Genomic DNA, 21,044 nt, shown 5'->3' on the forward strand with positions numbered 1-21,044 from the left:
GGCGGCGGCCGCCGCCCGCCCGCTCAGCCGAACCACTTCGGGTCGAGCGCGATCTCCCTGAGCTGCAGCTGGGTCAGGGCGGGCTTGTCCCGGGTCGCCGGGCTGGTCTGCTTGCCGGTGTTGAAGCCCGAGACCACCACCCGCTTGCCGTCCGGCCTCAGCGTGTCGACGCTCCACCAGACCACGTTCGCGCCGCCCTTCTCACCCGGCTTGTCCTCCGTCTTCACCAGGGTGCCGTCGGGAAGGGTGGTGGTGTCGGGGCCGGTGAAGGTCGCCCTGAACGCCGCGTCGCCCATGTGCGACTGCACGTTGACCTGGACGAGCGACCTGCCCTTGCCTTCGTCGAGTACGACGTACCCGTAGTCGCCCTCGCCGCCCTTGTCGACGACCGGGACCCCGTACTTCTGCGACAGTGCCACCAGCCTGTCCGGCGCCGACACCGACGAGGCCGGGGGCGGCGGGGCCTTTTCCGGCCCGGCGGCCGGCAGGTCGTTCAGCGCCAGGTGCCACAGCGGCGAGACCGCGAGCGCCTGGAGCTGGGCCAGGGTCAGCGGGGGCGTGGGCCGGGTGATCGGCTTGCCCTTCTCGGCCGCCGCGTTGTACTCCTGTACGTCGACCAGGAACCCCTGCGGGGTCACCAGCGTGGCCCGCCAGTTCTTGGTGTCCACCCGGCGGTCGGCGTACTCGTAGCCCTGGAAGAGCAGGAGCTTCGAACCGTCCGCGAGCGTGTCGGAACTGCAGCCGTCGTACTCCAGCAGGTTCCTGTCGGGGCACTTCACCATGTCGGCGGCCATCGCGCCCTTGGCGTCCACCCGGGAGAGGGACAGCCCGATGCTCCCCTTGCCCTTGCCGTCGTCGAAGACTCCGGAGACCATCGGGCCCGTCTCGTCGCCGGTGCCGCGCGCCTGGGTGCCCGTCAACTGCCCGGCGGGCAGCAGCTCCTTGAGCACGTTGATCATCTGCTCGGCGGAGACGGCGCCCGTGCCGGCGCGCTCCGTTCCCGCGCGCTCGCGGGCCTGCCCCGGTGATCCCGTCGGCAGGGCCGGCGGCGCCGCGACGTTCGCCGGGCCGGAGCCGGAGCCGTCGGAGCCGGAGCCGGCGCCGAACAGGCCGCCGGTGTAGGCGCCGGCGGTGCCGATCGCGGCGAGGGCCAGCACCGATCCGCCGACCACGGCGGCCCGACGGCGGGCCACGAGGCGCCGCCCGCGCCGTTCCCCGGCGTCCACGAGGGCGGTCCGGTCGGCCGTGAAGCCGTCCCCCGTGCGCCGGAGGGCTTCGCCCAGCTCGTCTTCAAAAGGCATGCGGAATCAGACCTTCCATCCAGGGGTGTCGTGAACGGACGACGGAGCAGGGAAAGGGGAGCAGGCGCCGTCCGCGCCGGCCCGCGCCGGCTCAGAGCCGGGCGAACTCGGCGAGCGAACCGCCCAGTTGGTCCCGCAGCCGGGCCAGCGCCCGGGAGGTGCGGGTACGCACCGCCGCCGAGCTGACGTTCATCGCGTCGGCGGTCTCCTCGACGCTGCGGTCCTCCCAGTACCGCAGCACCAGCACCGCCCGGTCCTTCGGCGCCAGCCGGCCCAGCGCCTCCAGCAGCGTCAGCCGCAGCGTCGGGTCGGTGCCGCCGGCGGCCGGAGCACCCGACTCGGGGAACTCCCCCACCGGGCGCTCCCCCGCCGAGCGGCGGCGCTGGTGCGTCAGGAAGACCCGTACCAGCACGGTCTGCGCGTACGCGGCCGGATTGTCGATACGGGAGATCCGCCCCCACAGCAGGTACATCCGGCCCAGGGTCTCCTGGACCATGTCCTCCGCGAGGTGGGTGTCCCCGCTCGCCAGCAGACATGCCGACCGGTACAAGTGCCCCGATCTGCCTGCCGCGAACTCGCGGAACCCGTCTCTGCGACCCTGCCGCATCTACTCCCCCTCGCATCCGTCCCACCCGGATGACGCGATGGCGGCACCGGAATGTTTCACCCGCCCCCGGAACGGTTCAGCCGAGGTCGTGGAAGTACAGGTGGAACTCCTCGCGGACGAAGCCCTCCGCCTCGTACAGCCCCTGCGCGATGCGGTTGTCGTACGCCGTCTCCAACTGCACGCCGGCCGCCCCGGCCTGCGCCGCCCGGCGCAGGACCTCGCGCAGCAACGTCCGGGCCGCGCCGCTGCGGCGGCCGGACGGAGCGACGTACAGGTCACCCAGGACCCACGCGGAGCGCATCGAGAGGGAGGAGAAGGTCCGGTAGACCTGGGCGAAGCCGACCGTGCCGGCGCCCGGGACCTCGGCGAGCAGGACCAGCGACCCGCCGTCCCGAATCCGCTCCGCGAGGAAGGCGCGCGGGCGCTCCGGGTCCTGGTCGAGGTCGACGCCGTAGAAGTCCAGGTACCCGCGGAACAGCTCGGCCGCGACGTCGAGGTCGGCCTCGGCTGCGTCGCGCAGGACGACCGCGTGGGCGTGGGCGTGGGCCTGGGCCTGGCCGTGTACCCCGCACTGCGTCGGCTGATCGTTCATGTCGCTCTTCTCCCTCGTCCACCCCGCGCGCCGCGACCCATTGTGCGCGCGAGGCCGGGCCCGGGGGAGGTCAGTGCGTCCCGGTGACCGGCGCGGCGGGCAGTGCGAAGAGGTGCTGCGGCGTCACCGTCCCGGTGATGGCCTTGCCGAACAGCGAGCTGGGTTCGGAGCCCCGGTAGGAGACGTCGGTGTTGAGCAGCACCACCAGCGTGGCCTTCGGCCCCGGCAGGTACACGGTCAGGGACTGGTAGCCGGGCAGCGAGCCGTTGTGCCCGATCCAGCCCTCGACGTTGAAGATGCCCAGCCCGTAGCCGGTGTCCGGCAGGTCGCCGGCCGGGGTGACCTTCAGCCGCTGGGCCTGGGTGGCGGGCGTGAGCAGGGTGCCGGTGGCCAGGACCTCGGCCCATTTCCGCATGTCGCGGAGGTCGGAGATCATCGCGCCGGCGGCCCAGCCCCACGAGGGGTCCCAGTCGGCGGCGTCCTCCGTCTTCCCCGAGGCCGTCTGCTGCGTGTAGCCCTGGGCGTGCGGGGAGGGGAACTCCGCGCCGGTGGGGAAGAGCGTGTGGCGCAGGCCGGCCGGCTCCACGACGTTGTGGTTGATGTAGTCGGCGAGCTTCTCGCCGCTCGCCTTCTCGACGACGAGCCCGAGCAGGATGAGGTTGGTGTTGCAGTACTCGAACTTCGCGCCGGGCTCGAACTGCACCGGGTGCTTGAAGGAGAACGCGAGCAGCTCCTGCGGGGTGAACGGGCGCCGCGGGTCGGCCGTCAGGGCCTTGAAGAACCCTTCGTCAGCTGAGTAGTTGAAGAGCCCGCTGCGCATCCCCGCCAGCTCGCGCAGGGTGATCCGGTCGCCGTTCGGGACGCCGTCGACGTACTTGCCGATCGGATCGTCCAGCCCAACCTTGCCCTGGTCCACCAGCTCCAGCAGGGCCGTCACCGTGAAGGTCTTGGTCTCGCTGCCGATGCGCATGTTCAGGTCGGTGGCCATGGGCCTGCCGGTCGCCTTGTCGGCCGTGCCGAAGGCCCGTACGTACTCGCCCTTGCCCGGGGCCGACAGCGACACCAGGACGCCGGGCACCTGCGCCTCGGCCATGACCTTGCGGACGGCCTCGTCCAACTGCCGGGCCACGGCGGGTGTGAGCTGCGGGAACGCCTCCGACGCGGGGGACGCGGACATGGCTGCCGCGGGCGGCGGCGCGTACCCCGCGTACCCCGCACCGATGCCCACGGGGACCACGACGAGCCCGACCGCGGCGGCGCCCACCGCCGCGCCGCGCAACCGTCTCTTCGTCACCCGTCCAACCTAACGCCGGGCCCCGGGCCGGGCGACCGGGGGCAGCAGGGTCCCCGGGCTGAGCAGACCCGTCGGGTCCAGGGCGTCCTTGACGGCGCGCATGACGGCGATGTCGGCGGCGGAGCGGGTCAGGTGGAGGTGGCGGGCCTTGGCCCGGCCGACCCCGTGCTCGGCGCTGATGCTGCCGCCGACGGCCGCGACCCGGCCGAGCACCGCCTCGGTGACCGCGTCCTCGTCGGCGGGCGCCACCTCCAGGAGGTTCACGTGGAGGTTGCCCTCGGCCAGGTGCCCGAAGACGTACGGCCTGGCCCGGCCGGCCAGCAGCCCGGGCAGCTCGGCGACGAAGCCGGGCAGCTCGGCGAGCGGGACGGTGACGTCGAGCTTCAGCGGGATCCCGGCGGCGTTGATCGACTCGGTGTGCCGCTCCCGGTAGGCGGCCAGGCGGCGGCCGTCGGCGGCCTGGAGGGCGACGGCCACGTCCCGTACGTCGGCCTTGTCCAGCACCTCGGCGAGCTCCTCGGCCGGGTCCCGGCGGCCCGCGCACTCGACCAGGAGATAGACCGGGTGCGGCTCGCGGAAGGGGGCGGGGAGCCCGCTCTTCTCCATCACGAGGGCCAGGCCGTCGGCCGTGAAGAACTCGGCCAGCTCCAGCGACTCCAGCAGACGCAGCTCCGCCAGGACGGCGAGGGCGGCCTCCAGCGAATCCAGCGCCAGCAGGGCGGTGGTCCGCCGGGGCAGGTGCGGGACCAGGCGCAGCCGGGCCCGGGTGACGACGGCCAGGGTGCCCTCGCTGCCGACCAGGAGGTTGGTCAGGTCGTAGCCGGTGTTGTCCTTGGGCAGCCCGGCCAGCCGGTCCAGGACGCTGCCGTCGGCCATGACCGCCTCGACGCCGGCCACGTTGGCGCGGGTGGTGCCGTACTTCACCACGCGCTCGCCGCCCGCGTTGGTCGCGATCATGCCGCCCAGGGTGGCGGAGTCCCGGGAGGCCAGGTCGACGCCGAACTCCCAGCCGTGCGGCCTGACATGGCGCTGCAGCTCGGCCAGCGGCAGGCCCGCGCCGACCGTCACCTGGCGGGCGCCCGGGTCGATCGGGCCGATGCCGGTGAGCCGGCGCAGCGACAACAGGACTTCGCCGCCGGCCGGACTCGGCACCGAGCCGCCCACCAGCCCGGTGTTGCCGCCCTGCGGGACGAGCGCCACCCCGGCCTCGCGGCAGAGCCGCACCGTCTCGGCGACCTGGGCGGTATCGGCGGGCCGGACCACGAGGCGGGCCGGGCCGGTGTAGCGGCCGGTGAAGTCGGTCTCGTACGAGGCCCGCAGGGCGGGATCGGTCAGCACGTGGGCGTCCCCCACCACGGCCGCGAGATGTCGAGCGAGTCGATCGGAGTCCATAGTCCGCCAGCCACTTCTTCTCGGGGGTGATCTTGAAGGTGCGGGCAGAATCCTACGAGCCCCGAAGAAACACACCCCGAATCCCTCGACCCCCTCGAACGCCCCGAACCCCCCGAACCCCGCAGCATGCACGCGAGTACCGACGCCATCGCCTGGCGAGCGAGAGCCACGGAGCTGGGCGTCTGACGCGCCGCTCGACGAGGTCTCAGCCCACCGGCAGGTCGGGTGAGTTGGCGGTCCCGGCGGTCTTGACGGCCACCCCGGCGGCTTGTGCACTCAGAGCTACGCCGGGATCGTCCAGATGTGCGTGTCCATCGACGAGGTGATGTCCATGACCTACATGGAAATCCCCCCGAAGTCCGTGCAATGGTGGGGTCCGAAGAAGAAGTACAGCCCCTCACAGTGCCTTGTGGGGGTACAGCGAAGGCCCCCACGACCGCGAAATCAGAAGGGGCCTTGCGCCGTTTTCAGTTAGGGATGCCTTCCTGGCGGGCGGTTGTCACCACCGCCAGGGGGCAGCCCACTGGGGAAGCTCCCCAGCAGCCATCAGGGTCCAGTACAAGGCCGCCATCAAGGCTGTCCAAACGACGGCGATGAGACGGATCCGCTCCAAGCGCGAGCGCTTGGGCTTCGGTTCGTACGGCTGCACCGGTGGGTGCGGACACTGCGACTTCTTCTTGTTGCGAGTGCGAGTGCGACGCCCCATGGGACGCCTCCTCCCTTGCTTCCCTGGTACGTCCAGGGGCCGTTCGGAACTGTGAGTCCGGCCGGGACCCAGAGGCCAGTTGCCCCTGGAGAGAAGCGCGGGATGCCCGCATGAAGAAGTCCACCACAGAACCGTCGTCGCACGTAAACCCCCGCGAAATCCGCCGAGTTGCGGATGACCGGCAGCGCGTCACTCACCGCGAACGAAAGCTGTTCGAACACCTGTGAGCTTGGTCACAAGACCACGGGTGAAGTGCGCTCCGGTGGGCGTGCACCTTCTGTGCCACACTCCGCCACCCCGTGTTCGATTACACGCAGAGTAACCATGAGACAGCGTCAAAAAAGTGAAGGTGTGTGGTGCAGCTCACACGCCAAACCGGGATCAACGGGAAACCGGGCCGACCAGGTGCAACGCCGGACGAAAAGATCGTTTACGGTCGCACAACCACGTTCGGAACGACAGGCCTCGACCCCTACGTGCGAGCCCGAGAATCCGGCCTGACGGAATGTCACCCTGCCTCACGCCGAACGGGGCCCCGAGCGATGGCCGGAGCCCAACCCGTCCAGCCAACCACAACGCCGGGTACGCCCTTCCCGCCCGGCGGCATCACGTGTCGAACTCTCCTACCCAGGAACGGTCCAGGAGACGGACGGGCAGGTACTCGGACTCGACCTCGATGGGAAAGCCTGCGTCGTACGCGAGACATGCGATGGCCAGCGGCCCGAGGGCCAGGAACCCCGCGATGTCCCCCGAACGCTCCGGCGTACTCCAGTACGCCTTGTGGAGTTCCAGAGCCTCCACGAGCGCCTTGTTGAACCCGTCGTGGTCCTTGCGCAGGAACTGGTGGAAGAGGTTGACCGGCGGGTACAGCACGCACTGGAGCAGATCGCGCGGCGTGATCGTGACGATGTCCGGATGGGACTGCTCGATGGCCGCCGTCAGTTTCTCCGGCAGCCCCGGTTGCTCGCGCCAGTACGTCTGCAGGGCGTCCACCCAGTGGTAGACGTACTCGTCACCCTCGGCGCCGGACGACCGCAGGAGATCGAGCGGAATCTGACACATCGCGTCCATACGGTGCCGATCCCGGCATATGGCGACGAACCAGAGCGTGGTCAGCCAGTTGCCGGCGTTCGCGTAGGACTGGGGGCCCGTGGCGTTGATGGTGCGTACGTCGTGTGCGATGCGCGTCTCAATCGAGCCTTGGGTGACGGAGGCGGCGGCAAAGGCCGCCGTGCCCATCTGCATGGCGCAGACGACGGCGTCCCACGTGGCGAACCGGTTGCCGCGCGGATTGAGGGCCTGGTTCACCTGGACCCGGAGGAATGCCTCATCCAGTGCCGTACCGACAACCGCCGGCGAGGTATCGAGATGGCGAATGCTCGTCTCGAATTCCCCGGCCAGGCGCGCCGCGGTCTGCTCCCGGACCGCGGGCAGCGGAGGCCGCTCCACCCTCACCATCACCCCTGGTCCACGTCGGCAACTCGCCCACCCCGACGCGCTGGAGCAGGTACTTCGGGAGGTACTCGGACTCGACCTCGACGGGGAAGCCCGCGTCGTGGGCGAAGCAGGCCACGCGCCACCGGACCGCGGAAATAGCAAAACCCCCAGGTCACGGCGAGTGAGTCCTGGGGGTTCTACAGAGCCGCCTTCGGGATTCGAACCCGAGACCTACGCATTACGAGTGCGTTGCTCTGGCCAGCTGAGCTAAGGCGGCACCGCTGGGGTGACGAGAATTTCCCTGGTGGGAGGCTCTCATCAGCAGCGGCGCCAAGTCTACAGGGTTAAACGGGGTGCCCCGAACCGGGTTGCGGAGGGGCAGGATATACGTCGCATACTTGGACAGATGCGCCATATCCGGCGCATCGTTCCGTTGCGCACCCCCGAAGGGACGCGATATCCCGTGGCCCGAGCCGTGAGCCCCACAGGCCCCGCCGCGGAAGGCCGTTCGGCGTCCGGTTCCGGGCGGTGGGCGATGCTCGCCGTGCTGTGCGCCAGTCTGCTGCTGGTGGCGATGGACGCCACCATCCTGAACGTCGCGCTCCCCTCCCTCATCGCCGAGCTGCGCCCCAGCGCGCTCCAGCAGCTGTGGATCATCGACATCTACGGGCTCGTCCTCGGCGGACTTCTCGTCACCACCGGCGCCGTCAGCGACCGCCTCGGCCGCCGCAAGCTGTTCCTCATCGGCTTCGTGCTCTTCGGCGTGGCCTCCGTGCTCGCCGCCACCGCCACCAGCTCCACCCAGCTCATCGCCGGCCGCGTGCTGCTCGGCATCGGCGGGGCGATGGTCATGCCGTCCACGCTCTCGCTGATCCGCAACATCTTCACCGACCACCGCGAGCGCGCCCTCGCCATCGGCATCTGGGCCGCCGTCGCCGGCGCCGGCGCGGCCATCGGGCCGCTCGTCGGCGGGCTGCTCGTCGAGCGCTACGGCTGGTCCGCCGCCTTCTGGGTCAACGTCCCCGTCGTCGTCGTGACCGTCCTCGCCGGCCTCTGGCTGCTGCCCGAGTTCAAGTCCGCCGGCAGCCACCCGCTCGACTGGGTGAGCGCCCTGCTCTCCGTCGTCGGCATCGTCGCCCTCGCCTGGGGCATCAAGCACGTCGCCAAGGGCAGCCCCGGCGCCCTGGACCTGCTGATCCTCGTCCTCGGGATCGGCCTGCTCGCCTGGTTCGCCCGCCGCCAGCTGGGGCTGCCCGACCCGCTGCTCGACGTACGGCTCTTCCTGAACCGGCCCTTCACCGCCGCCGCCCTCCTCACCCTCATGGCCATGCTCGCCGCCGGAGCCGCGCTGTTCCTGGTCTCCCTGTGGCTCCAGTACGTGCACGGCTACTCCCCCTTCGAGGCCGGTCTGCGCACCCTCCCCACCGCCCTCGCGATGCTGGTCAGCTCCCTCCTGGCGCCGACGCTGATGCACCGGATCGGGGTACGGGCCTGCATGGCGCTCGGCGTGGCCGGGCTGGTCGCCGGGTTCACGCTGCTGGCCCTGGCCCCGCAGCCGACCTCGTACGCGTACGTCGCCGTCTTCCTCGTCACCCTCGGGTTCAGCGACGGCCTCGCCGTCACCACCGCCGCCTCCGTCCTCGTCTCCGCCGTCCCAGCGGAGCGGGCCGGGCAGGCCGGCGCCGTGTCCGAGACCTCGTACGAGCTCGGCGTCGGCCTCGGCGTGGCCCTGCTCGGCTCCATCCACGCCGCCGCGTACGCCCGCCACATGAGCGGCAGCCCCACCCAGGCCGCCGAGTCGATCGGCGGGGCGAAGGAGTACGCCGAAACCCTCCCGGCCGCCGAGGGCGCCGGCCTCCTGGAACGCGCCCGGGGCGCCTTCGACGACGCGCTGACCACGACCTCGTACGTGTCGATCGGCATCGCGGCCGCGGTCCTGCTGCTCGTGGTGTGGATGGTCCCCCGCGGCTTCAAGACCACCGGTTCGGGGCACTAGCGCGACAGCCGGCTCCTCAGAAGGGCGGCTACCAGGCCCGGCGCGGGTTCCGCAGTTCCTCCGGCGTCTGCTCGGGCAGCCAGGTGTGCCCGACGTCCGTGCGCCACAGGGACCCGTCGGGTATCTGCTCTAACCGGCCGCGCCAACTGCGTGATTCGTCGTACCGCGTCAGCGGCGCCATCGCCTCGTCCTCGTACCGGGCCAGCACGAGGACCTGCGCCCTTCTGCTCATGGCGCCATGTGATCGTGCACGGCCCGCCGCGGGCAAGTCCTTCAGCGGGGTCGCGGACTCAGCACTTCTTGCCGTCCTGCGGGGCCTTGCCCTCCAGCAGGTAGGTGTTGACCGCGGTGTCGATGCAGTCGCTGCCACGGCCGTACGCCGTGTGCCCGTCGCCGTCGTACGTGAGCAGCACCCCCGAGTCGAGCTGCCCGGCCAGCGCCTGGGCCCACTTGTACGGGGTCGCCGGGTCGCGGGTGGTGCCGACCACCACGATCGGCGCGGCGCCCTTCGCGCTCAGCGGGGCGGCCGAACCCGTGGCCTTCACCGGCCAGTACGTGCAGTTCAGCGAAGCCCAGGCGAGGCCCGCCCCGAAGACCGGGGAAGCCTTCTCGAAGGAGGGCAGGGCCGCATCGACCGCCTCCGGCCCGGCGAAGGCCGGGGGCTGGTCGAGGCAGTTGACGGCGGCGTTCGCGAACATCAGGTTGGCGTACTTGCCGTCCGGTTCGCGCTCGTAGTAGCTGTCGGCCAGGCCCAGCAGCCCCGAGCCGTCGCCGTCCAGCGCCGCCGCGAGCGACTCGCGCAGCTGCGGCCAGGCGTTCTCGTCGTACAGCGCCGCGATCACCCCGGTCGTCGCCAGGGACTCGCCGAGCGGGCGGCCGGAATCGCCGCTGGGCACCGGCTGGGCGTCGACCTTGCGGAAGAACTCCTTCAGGCGCGCCGCCACCGCGTCCGGGCCGCCCTGGCCCAGCGGGCAGTCCGGCTGCTTCGCGCAGTCCTTGGCGAAGGCGGTGAAGGCCGTCTCGAAGCCCGCGGTCTGGTCCCGGTTCAGTTCGAGCGCGGGCCGGGAGGGGTCCATCGCGCCGTCCAGGACGAGCCGGCCGACGCGGCCCGGGAAGAGCTCCGCGTACGTCGCCCCGAGGAAGGTGCCGTACGAGGCTCCGACGTACGTCAGCTTCTCGTCGCCCAGCACCCCGCGCAGCAGGTCCATGTCCCGGGCCGCGTCGACGGTGGCCACGTGCGGCAGGATCCGCGACGAGCGCGCCTGGCAGCCGGCCGCGAACTCCTTGAACGAGGCCACCAGCCGCGCCCGCTCCGCCGCGTCGTCCGGGGTCTGGTCCACCTGCGTGAACTTGTCCATGGCCGGGCCGGTGAGGCACTCGACGGGGCTGCTGCGGTTCACACCGCGCGGGTCGAAGGAGACCATGTCGTACGCCGCGCGGACCTGCGCCGGGTAGCCGATGCCCGCATACGCCTGCAGGTACCCGATCCCGGAGCCGCCCGGGCCGCCGGGGTTGACCACCAGGGAGCCGAGCCGCTTGCCGCGGCTGGTGGCGGGGCGGCGGGCCACCGCGATCTCGACGTCGCCGGCCTCGGGGCGGGCGTAGTCGAGCGGGGCCTTCATCGTGGAGCACTGGAAGCCGGGGACACCGCAGTCGCGCCAGCTCAGTTTCTGCTCGTAGTACGGGCGCAGCGCGGCCGGGATCGCGGTCGCGGCGGCCGACCTCACCCCGGCCTCCCCGGGGGAGGACGCGGCGGCCCGGGGTCCTCCCGAACCGCCCGAGGTGCACCCGGAGAGCAGCAGCCCGGCGGCTGCGATCACGGTCCCGGTGGTGCGCAGCAGGCGACTGGTGTCCATTCCCGGAGCCTACGGCCTGGGAACCGTGCCGGTACGGCGTGGCAGTGCCCCCGGCGCGGGCCGCCCCCCGGGCCGTGCGGCCGACCCCCGCCAGGGCACCCGGCAGCGCCCCCACGGACCGGCCCCCTCCGGCCGCGCAGCCCGTACCGCTCGTACGGGTGAAGCCGTCAACCGGACGCCCGCCGCACGACCCGGCTCCGGCCGGACCTTTCAGCCGAGCCGAGCCGAGCCGGTCCAGTCAGCCGGCCGGTCCCGTCAGGCGGGCCGGTCCCGTCAGGTCAAGCGGGCCGCTTCGGGCGAGGCGGACCCGTTCAGGTGAGGCGGGCCGCGCCGGGCGGATCGGGCCGCCTCGGCCGGGTCAGCCCGCGCGCAGCGACATCGTCATCGCCTCGACCGCGAGGAGCGGGGCGACATTGCGGTCCAGGGCGTTCCGGCAGGCGATGATCGCCTCGATCCGGCGCAGGGTCCGCTCGGGACCCGACGCACGGGCGATCCGGTCGAGGTCGGGCCGTATCTCCTCATTGGCGATGGCCACCGAGGAGCCGAGCTGCAGGGCCAGCACGTCCCGGTAGAACCCCGTCAGGTCGGTCAGCGCCAGATCGAGGCTGTCGCGCTGGGTACGGGTGCGGCGACGCTTCTGCCGGTCCTCCAGCTCCTTCATCACGCCCGCCGTGCCACGCGGCATCCGGCCGCCGGTGCCGGCCCCGGCGCCGAGCGCGGCCCGCAGGTCCTCGGTCTCCTTGCCGTCGACCTCCTCCGCGACTTGCTTGGCATCCTCGGCGGCGGCGTCCACGAGCTCCTGCGCGGCCTTGAGGCAGCCGCCCACGTCGTCCACGCGGAGCGGGAGCTTCAGCACGGAAGCCCGCCGCGAGCGGGCCGCCTCGTCGGTGGCGAGCCGGCGGGCCCGGCCGATGTGGCCCTGGGTCGCGCGGGCGGCGGCCGCGGCGACGGCGGGCTCGATGCCGTCCCGCCGCACCAGCACGTCCGCGACGGCGGCCACGGCCGGGGTGCGCAGCGTCAGGTGCCGGCAGCGGGAGCGGATGGTGGGCAGCACGTCCTCCAGCGAGGGAGCGCACAGCAGCCACACCGTGCGCGGCGCGGGCTCCTCCACGGCCTTGAGCAGCACATTGCCCGCACCCTCGGTCAGCCGGTCGGCGTCCTCCAGGATGATGACCTGCCAGCGGCCCACGGCCGGGGAGAGCTGCGCCCGGCGGACCAGGTCGCGGGTCTCCTTCACACCGATGGACAGCAGGTCGGTGCGGACGATCTGCACATCGGAATGCGTGCCGATCAGGGTGGTGTGGCAGCCCTCGCAGAAGCCGCAGCCCGGCTCACCCCCGAGGGCGCGGTCGGGGCTGGTGCACTGGAGCGCTGCCGCGAAGGCACGGGCGACGGTGGAGTGCCCGGAGCCGGGCGGCCCGGTGAACAGCCAGGCGTGGGTCATCTTGGACGCGGCGGGCTGCGCGGTCCCGCCCGAGACGGCGGTGACCAGGGCGTCGGCATCGCGGGCGGCGGCGGCCAGCTGCGTCTGGACACGCTCCTGTCCCACCAGGTCGTCCCATACGGGCATCCCGCCCACCGCCTTTCACTTACCGTCCGCTACCGTCCGTGCCGTACCTGTTCACAGTGTGGCGCGCGCCACTGACAATCCCGCTCAGCGGCGGCGCGGACGGCGGTCGTCGTCCTCGTCGTCCCGGTGGCGCCCCAGCAGTTCGTCCGCCAGCGTCGGCAGATCGTCCAGCGGGGTTTCCTCGGCCCAGTCCGAGCGGGGCCGGCGCGGCCGGCCGTCGGCGCCGAGGACGGGAAGCTCCCGGGTCGCGTCATTGCCGGCGCCCCTGCCCGGGCCATCGCCGGAGCCGTTGCCGGCGTCCCGGAAGATGCCCGGCGGCACCCGGTCGGCCGGGTTCTCCTCCGGACGCCGGGCCGTGGGCCGCGAGGCGGACTGCGCGGAGCGCCCGGACTGCCCGGACTGCCCCGACTGCGCCTGGCGCGCGGGGGCCGCCCCGGCGGGGCGCACGGGCGGCAGTACGGCCGTCTCGTCGGCCGGACCCGTGGGCCGGACCGGCGGCAGCACCGAGGTCTCCGCCGCCGGGTCGATCTTCGGCACCGGCACCGTCTCGGTCACATCGTCCGGCTGCAGGACCCGCTTGACCACCGGGGTCTCGACGGTCACGGCCTCACCCAGGTGCGGCTCCTTGCGCATACCGACCCTGGGCGCCGGCGCATCCGCTGCCGACGCCGAAGCAGCCGGAGGCGAGACCGGAGCCGGAGCCGCCACAGCAGAGGCCGCCGCGGACGCGGCCGCGGCAGCAGCCGCCTTCGCCGCCGCCTCGGCCGCCGAAGCCGCCGCCATCCGGCGCGCCTCCTCGGCCTTCAGCAGGGCCTCCTCCGCACGCCGCTGCTTCTCCAGCCGTCGCTCCTCGGCCTCGGCCCGCAGCCGGGCCTCCTCCGCCGCCTGCAGCCGCAGCCGCTCCTGCTCCGCCGCGCGGGCCTTCTCCTCGGCCTCCGCGCGCAGCCGCTCGGCCTCGGCCCGGGCCCGGGCCTCCTCCTCGGCGCGCTGCCGCTCCTCGGCCGCCTTGCGGGCGGCTTCGGCCTCGGCCTTGATCCGGGCCTCCTCGGCCTCGCGGGCCTTGCGGGCCTCCTCCTCGACGCGCAGCCGCTCTTCCTCCGCCTTGCGCGCCGCCTCTTCCTCGGCCTTGCGCCTGGCCTCCGCCTCGGCGAGGCGCCGCGCCTCGATCTGCGCGGCCACCTCGTCCTCGGAGAGCGGGAGCATCCGGTCCAGCCGGTGCCGTACGACGGTGCTGACGGACTCCGGGTCCTGGCCCGCGTCCACCACCAGGTAGCGCCCCGGGTCGGACGCGGCGAGCGTCAGGAACCCGGCCCGCACCCGCTGGTGGAACTCCGCCGGCTCCGACTCCAGCCGGTCGGGCGCCTCCGTGAACCGCTCGCGCGCCGCCTCCGGCGACACGTCGAGCAGCACGGTCAGATTCGGTACGAGGCCGTCGGTGGCCCAGCGCGAAATACGGGCGATCTCGGTCGGGGAGAGGTCGCGGCCGGCGCCCTGATAGGCCACCGAGGAGTCGATGTAGCGATCGGAGATGACGACCGCACCGCGCTCCAGGGCGGGCCGGACGACGGTGTCCACGTGCTCGGCGCGGTCGGCCGCGTAGAGCAGGGCCTCGGCGCGGTTCGACAGCCCGGCCGAGGACACGTCGAGCAGGATCGAGCGCAGCCGCTTGCCGACCGGGGTGGCCCCGGGCTCGCGCGTCACGACGACCTCGTGGCCCTTGCCGCGTATCCATTCGGCCATCGCCTCCACCTGGGTGGACTTGCCGGCGCCGTCGCCGCCCTCCAGGGCGATGAAGAAGCCGGTGGCGGACGCCGCCTGTACGGGCTCCCCGCCGCGCAGCGCCTCGCGCAGGTCGCGGCGCAGCGGTACGCCGCCGCGGTCGTCGACCTTGGCGAGCACCACGACGGCGACGGGCAGCAGCAGCGCGCCGACCAGCATCAGCGTGAACGCGGCGCCGTCGTGCGCGAAGACGACGTCACCGACGGCGAGGCGGTGCGGGCCGATCCCCGCGGCGAGGGCGGGGGCGGCGACGGCACCCACGGCCACGGCCACCCGTACGACGGCCTGCAGGTGCTCGGTGACCCGGGCCCGGCGGAACTCCTCGGTCTCCTGGTCGAGCAGCGTGTGGCCGGTGTTGGCGGCGACGCCCGCGGAGGTACCGGCGAGCAGCGACAGGAACAGCACGGTCGCGGTGTCCGGGACCAGTCCGGTGAGCAGCAGCGCGAGCCCGGTGACGCCTATGGCCAGGGCCAGCAGCCGGCGCCGGGACAGCGCCGGGAGCACCTTGCCGGCCTGGGTGGCGCGGATGCCGAGGCCGGTGCCGCCGACGAGGGCCAGTACGAGGAGCGCGAAGGAGGCCGGGCCGCCGCCCAGGTCGAAGGCGTGCAGTACGGCGATGGCGGCGGCACTGGCCACCGCTCCGGCGACGGCCGCGCAGGCGAGCACGAGCAGCGGGATGGCGCCCGTACGGCCCTTCTCGGGCCGGTCGCCCACCTTGGGGGTGCGCAGGCCCTCCAGCGGGGAGCGGGGGCGCGGGGTCTTCGCACCGGGCAGCACCAGCGGGAGCAACAGCGACACGGACGCCGCGAACAGGCCCGAGGCCACGTACGAACCCAGCGCGGCCTGGTTCTCGGCGAACCAGCCCACTCCGAGGCCCAGCGCCTTGCCGACCAGGGTCGCGGCGAGCAGCGCGGCCGCGGCGGCCGGCATCGCCGCGAAGGCGGTACGCAGATTCAGCCGGCGCAGCGCGTCGAGGTGGTCCGGCAGCGGCCGTACGGTCGCCCCTTCCGGCGGCGGCGCCGGCAGCAGGGCGGGGGCGGCGCTGTCCTTGGCCACGCTCCAGAGCCGCTCTGCGGCGCCGGAGACGAAGACGGTGGCGAGCAGCGCGGTGAGCGCGTGCGCCGGGATCCAGTCGAGCCACAGCGGGGCGACGACGAAGAGGCCGAGGCGCACCCCGTCGGCGCCGATCATCGTCCAGCGGCGGTCCAACTTGCCACCGGCCTCCCGGGGGGCGGTGAGCTTGGCCAGCGGGCCCAGCAGCACGGCGCCGAACAGGACAGTGGCGAGGATCCGGACGCCGAAGACGGCGGCGACGGCGAGGGCCCAGCCTGTGTAGCCGCCGCCGAAGGCGTCCTGGGAGACGGCCGCCTGGAAGGCGAGCAGCACCAGGACCAGCAGGGCGAGGGCATCACCGATGCCGCTCACCAGCTGGGCACTCCACAGTCGGCGCAGCCTGGGCGTGCGCAGCAGGGCACGCACCGCTCGCTCGCGGGAGTCCGCGGCCAGGGCTTCGTCGTAGGTGGGGGTTGTGGGGGCGGTCACGACCGTCGGCTGCTCGGCTCGCGTCATCCGCCCAGCCTATCCGCTGCGCTTGGCGGGTGCGGAGGCCTGTGGACAAGCCCGGGTGTGACCCCGGACCCACCTTCCGGGCCCTGTCCGGACCCGGCCCCTCCGGCAGGACCCCCGGGGGCTGGATTCACCGGCGGGCAAATCCAGCCCCTGGCGGGTTACTCGTCCGCCGTGGCGGCGGCCGCAGCCTTCTTCGCGGTCGCCTTCTTCGCCGTCGTCGTCTTCTTGGCGGCCGCGGTCTTGGTCGCCGTAGCCGTCGCCTTCTTCGCCGGGGCCTTCTTCGCCGGGGCCTTCTTCGCGGGGGCCTTCTTGGCCGTCTTCTTGGCCGGAGCCTTCGCGCGCTTCTCCGCCAGCAGCTCGTACCCGCGCTCCGGAGTGATCGTCTCGACGTCGTCGTCCCGCCGCAGCGTCGCGTTCGTCTCGCCGTCCGTCACGTACGGGCCGAAGCGGCCGTCCTTGACCACGACCGGCTTCTCGCTCACCGGGTCCGTGCCCAGTTCCTTCAGCGGCGGCTTGGCCGCGGCCCGGCCCCGCTGCTTCGGCTGTGCGTAGATCGCGAGCGCCTCGTCGAGCGTGATCGAGAACAGCTGGTCCTCGGTCTCCAGCGACCGCGAGTCCGTGCCCTTCTTCAGGTACGGGCCGTAGCGGCCGTTCTGAGCCGTGATCTCCACGCCCTCGGCGTCCACGCCGACGACCCGCGGCAGGGACATCAGCTTGAGCGCGTCGTCCAGCGTGACCGTGTCCAGGGTCATCGAATTGAACAGCGAGGCCGTGCGCGGCTTGACCGCGTTCTTGCCGGTCTTGGGAGTGCCCTCGGGGAGGATCTCCGTCACGTACGGCCCGTAGCGGCCGTCCTTGGCGACGATCTCGTTCCCGCTGACGGGGTCCTTGCCCAGCTCGAACTCGCCGCTCGGCTTCGCGAACAGCTCCTCCGCGTACTCCACCGTCAGCTCGTCCGGAGCCATGTCGTCCGGTACGTCGGCCCGCTGGTGGCCCTCCGCGTCCTTCTCACCGCGCTCCACGTACGGCCCGTACCGGCCGACCCGCAGCACGATCCCCTCGCCGACGGGGAAGGAGGAGATCTCCCGGGCGTCGATGGCGCCCAGGTCCGTGACCAGCTCCTTCAGACCGCCGAGGGCGTCACCGTCGGCCGGCACGACCTCGGTCGCGTCCTCCGAGCCGAAGTAGAACCGCTTCAGCCACGGCACGGACTGGGCCTCGCCCCGCGCGATGCGGTCGAGGTCGTCCTCCATCTTGGCCGTGAAGTCGTAGTCGACGAGGCGCCCGAAGTGCGTCTCCAGCAGGTTCACCACGGCGAACGACAGGAAGGACGGCACGAGCGCCGTGCCCTTCTTGAAGACGTACCCGCGGTCCAGGATCGTGCCGATGATCGACGCGTACGTCGACGGGCGGCCGATCTCGCGCTCTTCGAGCTCCTTGACCAGCGAGGCCTCGGTGTAGCGGGCCGGCGGCTTGGTCGAGTGGCCGTCCGCCGTGATCTCCTCGGCCGACAGCGCGTCGCCCTCCGCGACCTGCGGCAGGCGCTTCTCGCGGTCGTCGAGCTCGGCGTTCGGGTCGTCCGCGCCTTCGACGTACGCCTTCATGAAGCCGTGGAAGGTGATCGTCTTGCCGGAGGCGCTGAACTCCGCGTCCCGGCCGTCCGACCCCGTGCCACCGATCTTCACGGTGACGGAGTTGCCGACCGCGTCCTTCATCTGGGAGGCGACGGTCCGCTTCCAGATGAGCTCGTACAGGCGGAACTGGTCGCCGGTCAGACCCGTCTCGGCGGGGGTGCGAAAACGATCACCCGAAGGACGAATGGCCTCGTGCGCCTCCTGGGCGTTCTTGACCTTCCCGGCGTAGACGCGCGGCTTCTCCGGCAGGTAGTCGGCGCCGTAGAGCTGCGTGACCTGCGCCCGCGCCGCCGACACGGCGGTGTCGGAGAGCGTCGTGGAGTCCGTACGCATGTAGGTGATGAAGCCGTTCTCGTACAGCTTCTGCGCCACCTGCATCGTCGCCTTCGCACCGAAGCCGAGCTTGCGCGAGGCCTCCTGCTGGAGCGTCGTCGTACGGAACGGCGCGTACGGGGAGCGGCGGTACGGCTTGGACTCGACCGAGCGGACGGCGAACGAGGTCTGCTCCAGCGCGGCGGCGAGCGCCCGGGCGTTCACCTCGTCGAGGTGCAGCACCTCGCTCTTGAGCTGCCCGTTGGAACCGAAGTCGCGGCCCTGCGCGACGCGCTTGCCGTCCACCGTGTTCAGGCGGGCGACCAGCGTGGAGGGGTCGGAGGCGTCACCGGCGCGGCCGGTGGAGAAGGTTCCGGTCAGGTCCCAGTACTCGGCGGAGCGGAAGGCGATGCGCTCGCGTTCCTTCTCGACGACCATGCGGGTGGCCACCGACTGGACGCGGCCCGCCGACAGCTTCGGCATGACCTTCTTCCACAGGACCGGCGAGACCTCGTAGCCGTAGAGGCGGTCGAGGATGCGGCGGGTCTCCTGGGCGTCGACCATGCGCTGGTTCAGCTCGCGCGGGTTGGCGACGGCGTCGCGGATCGCGTCCTTGGTGATCTCGTGGAAGACCATCCGATGGACGGGGACCTTGGGCTTGAGGACTTCCTGCAGGTGCCACGCGATGGCTTCGCCCTCGCGGTCCTCATCGGTGGCGAGGAAGAGTTCGTCGGACTCGGCCAGCAGGTCCTTGAGCTTCCTGACCTGCGCCTTCTTGTCCGCATTGACGACGTAGATCGGCTGGAAGTCGTGCTCGACGTCCACGCCGAGACGACGGACCTCGCCGGTGTACTTGTCGGGAACTTCGGCCGCGCCGCTGGGGAGGTCGCGGATGTGCCCGACGCTCGCCTCGACGACGTATCCCGGGCCGAGGTAGCCCTTGATCGTCTTCGCCTTGGCAGGGGACTCGACAATGACGAGTCGGCGGCCGCCCTTTGCGGTCTCGCTAGTCGGGGACAACTTGGCTCTTCTCTCCGGTCGGCACACGGTCGCGGTACGGCGACGCTGCGGAGTGTGACGGTACAACCCGCCCCCGTGTCAAACGGCAGAAGCCCGCAACGGCCACTCGAACGGTAACCCGACAAGTGCCATTTCTGCCGCCCGGATGCCGCGCCGGACCCTTGCCGATCACCATGGGGAGTGGTCAAAGGGCCGTCTGGCCCCGCCGGCGCCGCTCCCCATTTCCCCGTCCCCACCGGGCCCCACCTGGCCTCTCGTGGCTTTCGGCGGCCCGCTGCGCCCTCGGCACGGGCTCCCGCGGACGCGCACCGCCCGGCGTGGCCACACACGGTTTCGGCCGACTTCACACGTCCGCGTGCGGGCGCGCCCCGCCCCGGACGCCCCCGGTCACCCCCGCCGCGCCTACTGCGCGGGACGCGCCCCGGGGTCCAGGAAGCCCTGCTCCACCAGCATCCGGATGGCGTCCGGGGTCCGGTCGCGCAGGACGACCGGGTCCTCCTGCATCAGCTGCGCGATCGCGTCCAGGATCCGGCCCGCGCTGAGTGAGCCGTCACACACTCCGGCGAAGCCCGCCCCGACCGTGTCGACCTTGGTGGCACGCCGCATGCCACGGTTCTGCCGGAGCACGACGTGCTCCGGGTCCTCCGCGCCGGGCGCGCCGACCTGCTCCTGGACCACCTCTGCGGCCAGCGTGAAGTAGCCCTCCAGCAGGGCCGCGTCATCGTGTTCCCGCAGGTAGTCCTGTCGGGCGAAGTGCGCCAGGACGGTCTCCCCGAGCGGCTGCTCCACCGAGTGCGGCCACTCCTCGACCACGATCGAGGGCTCGGCCGCGTCGCTGCGGCGCAGGGTGATCCAGCCGAAGCCGACCGCCTTGGTCTTGCGGGCTTCGAACTCGTCGAGCCAGTCGTCGTACCGCCGCGCGTACTCGGCGGGGTCGGTGCGGTGGTCGCCCGCGTCGCGCAGCCACAGCTCCGCGTACTGGGTCACGTCCTGCACGTCACGCTGCACGATCCACGCGTCGCAGCCGCGCGGCACCCAGGAGCGGAGCCGGTCGTGCCAGTCCTCGCCCTCCACGTGCTGCCAGTTGCCGAGGAACTGCGCGTACCCGCCCGGATTGAGATGGGCTCCCGCCTCCTGGACCAGGGTTCGGCACAGGTCGTCGCCGCCCATCCCGCCGTCCCGGTACGTCAGCCGGGCGCCGGGGGAGATCACGAAGGGCGGGTTCGACACGATCAGGTCGTACGTCGCGTCCCCGACGGGCTCGAACAGCGACCCGGTGAGCAGCTCGGCCTGCGGCGCACCGGAGAGCGCCAGCGTCAACCGGGTGAACTCCAGGGCCCGGGGGTTGACGTCGGTGGCCGTGACCCGGGTCGCGTGCTGCGCGGCGTGCAGCGCCTGGATACCGGACCCGGTGCCCAGGTCCAGGGCGCTGTCGACCGGGATGCGGACGGTGATCCCGGCCAGGGTGGTGGAGGCGCCGCCGACCCCGAGGACCACGCCCTCCTCCCGGCTGCCGATACCGCCGGCCCCGCCGACCGCGCAGCCGAGGTCGGACACGATGAACCAGTCCTCGCCGTCCGGGCCCCCGAACGGGCGCACGTCGACGGTGGCGTGCACCTCGTCGCCCTCGCGCCGCAGCCAGCCGTCGGCCAGCGCCTCCTCGACCGGCAGCGCGGCCGCGGCGTGCACGTACGGCTCCGGCTGCTGGAGCAGGAACAGCCGGATCAGGCTGGCGAGCGGGCCGTCATTGCGCCCCCGGGTGGCACGCAGGGCGGGCACCGTCTCGCTGCGGGCCAGCGCGGCGTAGGCGGGGGCGCCGAGCAGCTCGAGCAGCCCGTCGGCGGTGAAGCCGGCGTCGAGCAGGGCGGCGCGGAGCTCGGCGGCGCGGTCGGGCGAAGGAAGGCTGGTGGTACTCACCCCTCCATTGTGGCCGCTGGCGCCGACAATCCCCGCGTCGCGGGGCCCGGACACGCGCCAGG

At 72.5% G+C, this 21,044-nt stretch carries 13 protein-coding genes and 1 tRNA gene; 1 reads left to right on the forward strand and 13 read right to left on the reverse strand.

The window, feature by feature from the left end; translation table 11 throughout:
- Nucleotides 1–23: 23 nt before the first annotated feature.
- From ACFWBF_RS04310 to ACFWBF_RS04340, 7 genes are all read right to left on the reverse strand, one after another.
- Nucleotides 24–1,301, reverse strand: coding sequence for a hypothetical protein (locus ACFWBF_RS04310; RefSeq protein WP_385594927.1), 1,278 nt, complete (start codon nucleotides 1,299–1,301; stop codon nucleotides 24–26).
- A 91-nt stretch (nucleotides 1,302–1,392) separates the two neighbouring features.
- Nucleotides 1,393–1,908, reverse strand: a complete 516-nt coding sequence (locus ACFWBF_RS04315) for a SigE family RNA polymerase sigma factor (RefSeq protein WP_385594930.1) — start codon at nucleotides 1,906–1,908, stop codon at nucleotides 1,393–1,395.
- Nucleotides 1,909–1,984: 76 nt separating this feature from the next.
- Nucleotides 1,985–2,500: a GNAT family N-acetyltransferase gene (locus ACFWBF_RS04320; RefSeq protein ID WP_385594933.1), complete on the reverse strand. Its 516-nt coding sequence runs from the start codon at nucleotides 2,498–2,500 to the stop codon at nucleotides 1,985–1,987.
- Between the two features lie 70 nt (nucleotides 2,501–2,570).
- Nucleotides 2,571–3,794, reverse strand: a complete 1,224-nt coding sequence (locus ACFWBF_RS04325) for a serine hydrolase domain-containing protein (protein WP_385594937.1) — start codon at nucleotides 3,792–3,794, stop codon at nucleotides 2,571–2,573.
- Between the two features lie 9 nt (nucleotides 3,795–3,803).
- Nucleotides 3,804–5,186 (reverse strand): FAD-binding oxidoreductase, encoded by a 1,383-nt coding sequence (locus ACFWBF_RS04330; RefSeq protein WP_385594940.1) that lies wholly within the window; start codon nucleotides 5,184–5,186, stop codon nucleotides 3,804–3,806.
- A 1,312-nt stretch (nucleotides 5,187–6,498) separates the two neighbouring features.
- Nucleotides 6,499–7,350, reverse strand: a complete 852-nt coding sequence (locus ACFWBF_RS04335) for an immunity 49 family protein (protein ID WP_385594942.1) — start codon at nucleotides 7,348–7,350, stop codon at nucleotides 6,499–6,501.
- Nucleotides 7,351–7,532: 182 nt separating this feature from the next.
- Nucleotides 7,533–7,606 (reverse strand) — tRNA-Thr (locus ACFWBF_RS04340).
- A gap of 198 nt (nucleotides 7,607–7,804) precedes the next feature.
- Here ACFWBF_RS04340 and ACFWBF_RS04345 point away from each other — a divergent pair.
- Complete coding sequence (locus ACFWBF_RS04345) at nucleotides 7,805–9,325, forward strand: MFS transporter (RefSeq protein ID WP_385594945.1); 1,521 nt, start codon at nucleotides 7,805–7,807, stop codon at nucleotides 9,323–9,325.
- Between the two features lie 28 nt (nucleotides 9,326–9,353).
- Here the strand turns inward: ACFWBF_RS04345 and ACFWBF_RS04350 are convergent, their stop codons facing one another.
- The 6 genes from ACFWBF_RS04350 to ACFWBF_RS04375 all read right to left on the reverse strand — a co-directional run bounded on the left by ACFWBF_RS04350 (nucleotide 9,354) and on the right by ACFWBF_RS04375 (nucleotide 20,982).
- Complete coding sequence (locus ACFWBF_RS04350; protein ID WP_385594948.1) at nucleotides 9,354–9,557, reverse strand: hypothetical protein; 204 nt, start codon at nucleotides 9,555–9,557, stop codon at nucleotides 9,354–9,356.
- 58 nt (nucleotides 9,558–9,615) lie between these two features.
- A complete protein-coding gene (locus ACFWBF_RS04355) occupies nucleotides 9,616–11,181 on the reverse strand; it encodes an alpha/beta hydrolase (protein ID WP_385594951.1) in 1,566 nt (521 codons plus the stop codon).
- A 358-nt stretch (nucleotides 11,182–11,539) separates the two neighbouring features.
- Nucleotides 11,540–12,751, reverse strand: a complete 1,212-nt coding sequence (locus tag ACFWBF_RS04360; protein WP_385594954.1) for a DNA polymerase III subunit delta' — start codon at nucleotides 12,749–12,751, stop codon at nucleotides 11,540–11,542.
- Between the two features lie 84 nt (nucleotides 12,752–12,835).
- On the reverse strand, nucleotides 12,836–16,099 hold the full coding sequence (gene tmk / locus ACFWBF_RS04365) for a dTMP kinase (RefSeq protein ID WP_385594958.1): 3,264 nt from the start codon (nucleotides 16,097–16,099) through the stop codon (nucleotides 12,836–12,838).
- A gap of 158 nt (nucleotides 16,100–16,257) precedes the next feature.
- The gene (gene topA, locus ACFWBF_RS04370) at nucleotides 16,258–19,065 is read right to left on the reverse strand and encodes a type I DNA topoisomerase (RefSeq protein ID WP_385594962.1); all 2,808 of its coding nucleotides are present in this window, start codon (nucleotides 19,063–19,065) and stop codon (nucleotides 16,258–16,260) included.
- Between the two features lie 402 nt (nucleotides 19,066–19,467).
- The gene (locus tag ACFWBF_RS04375; RefSeq protein WP_385594964.1) at nucleotides 19,468–20,982 is read right to left on the reverse strand and encodes a methyltransferase; all 1,515 of its coding nucleotides are present in this window, start codon (nucleotides 20,980–20,982) and stop codon (nucleotides 19,468–19,470) included.
- Nucleotides 20,983–21,044: the final 62 nt, after the last annotated feature.

This window comes from Streptomyces sp. NPDC060028, from assembly GCF_042736725.1.
Classification (GTDB): Bacteria; Actinomycetota; Actinomycetes; order Streptomycetales; family Streptomycetaceae; genus Streptomyces.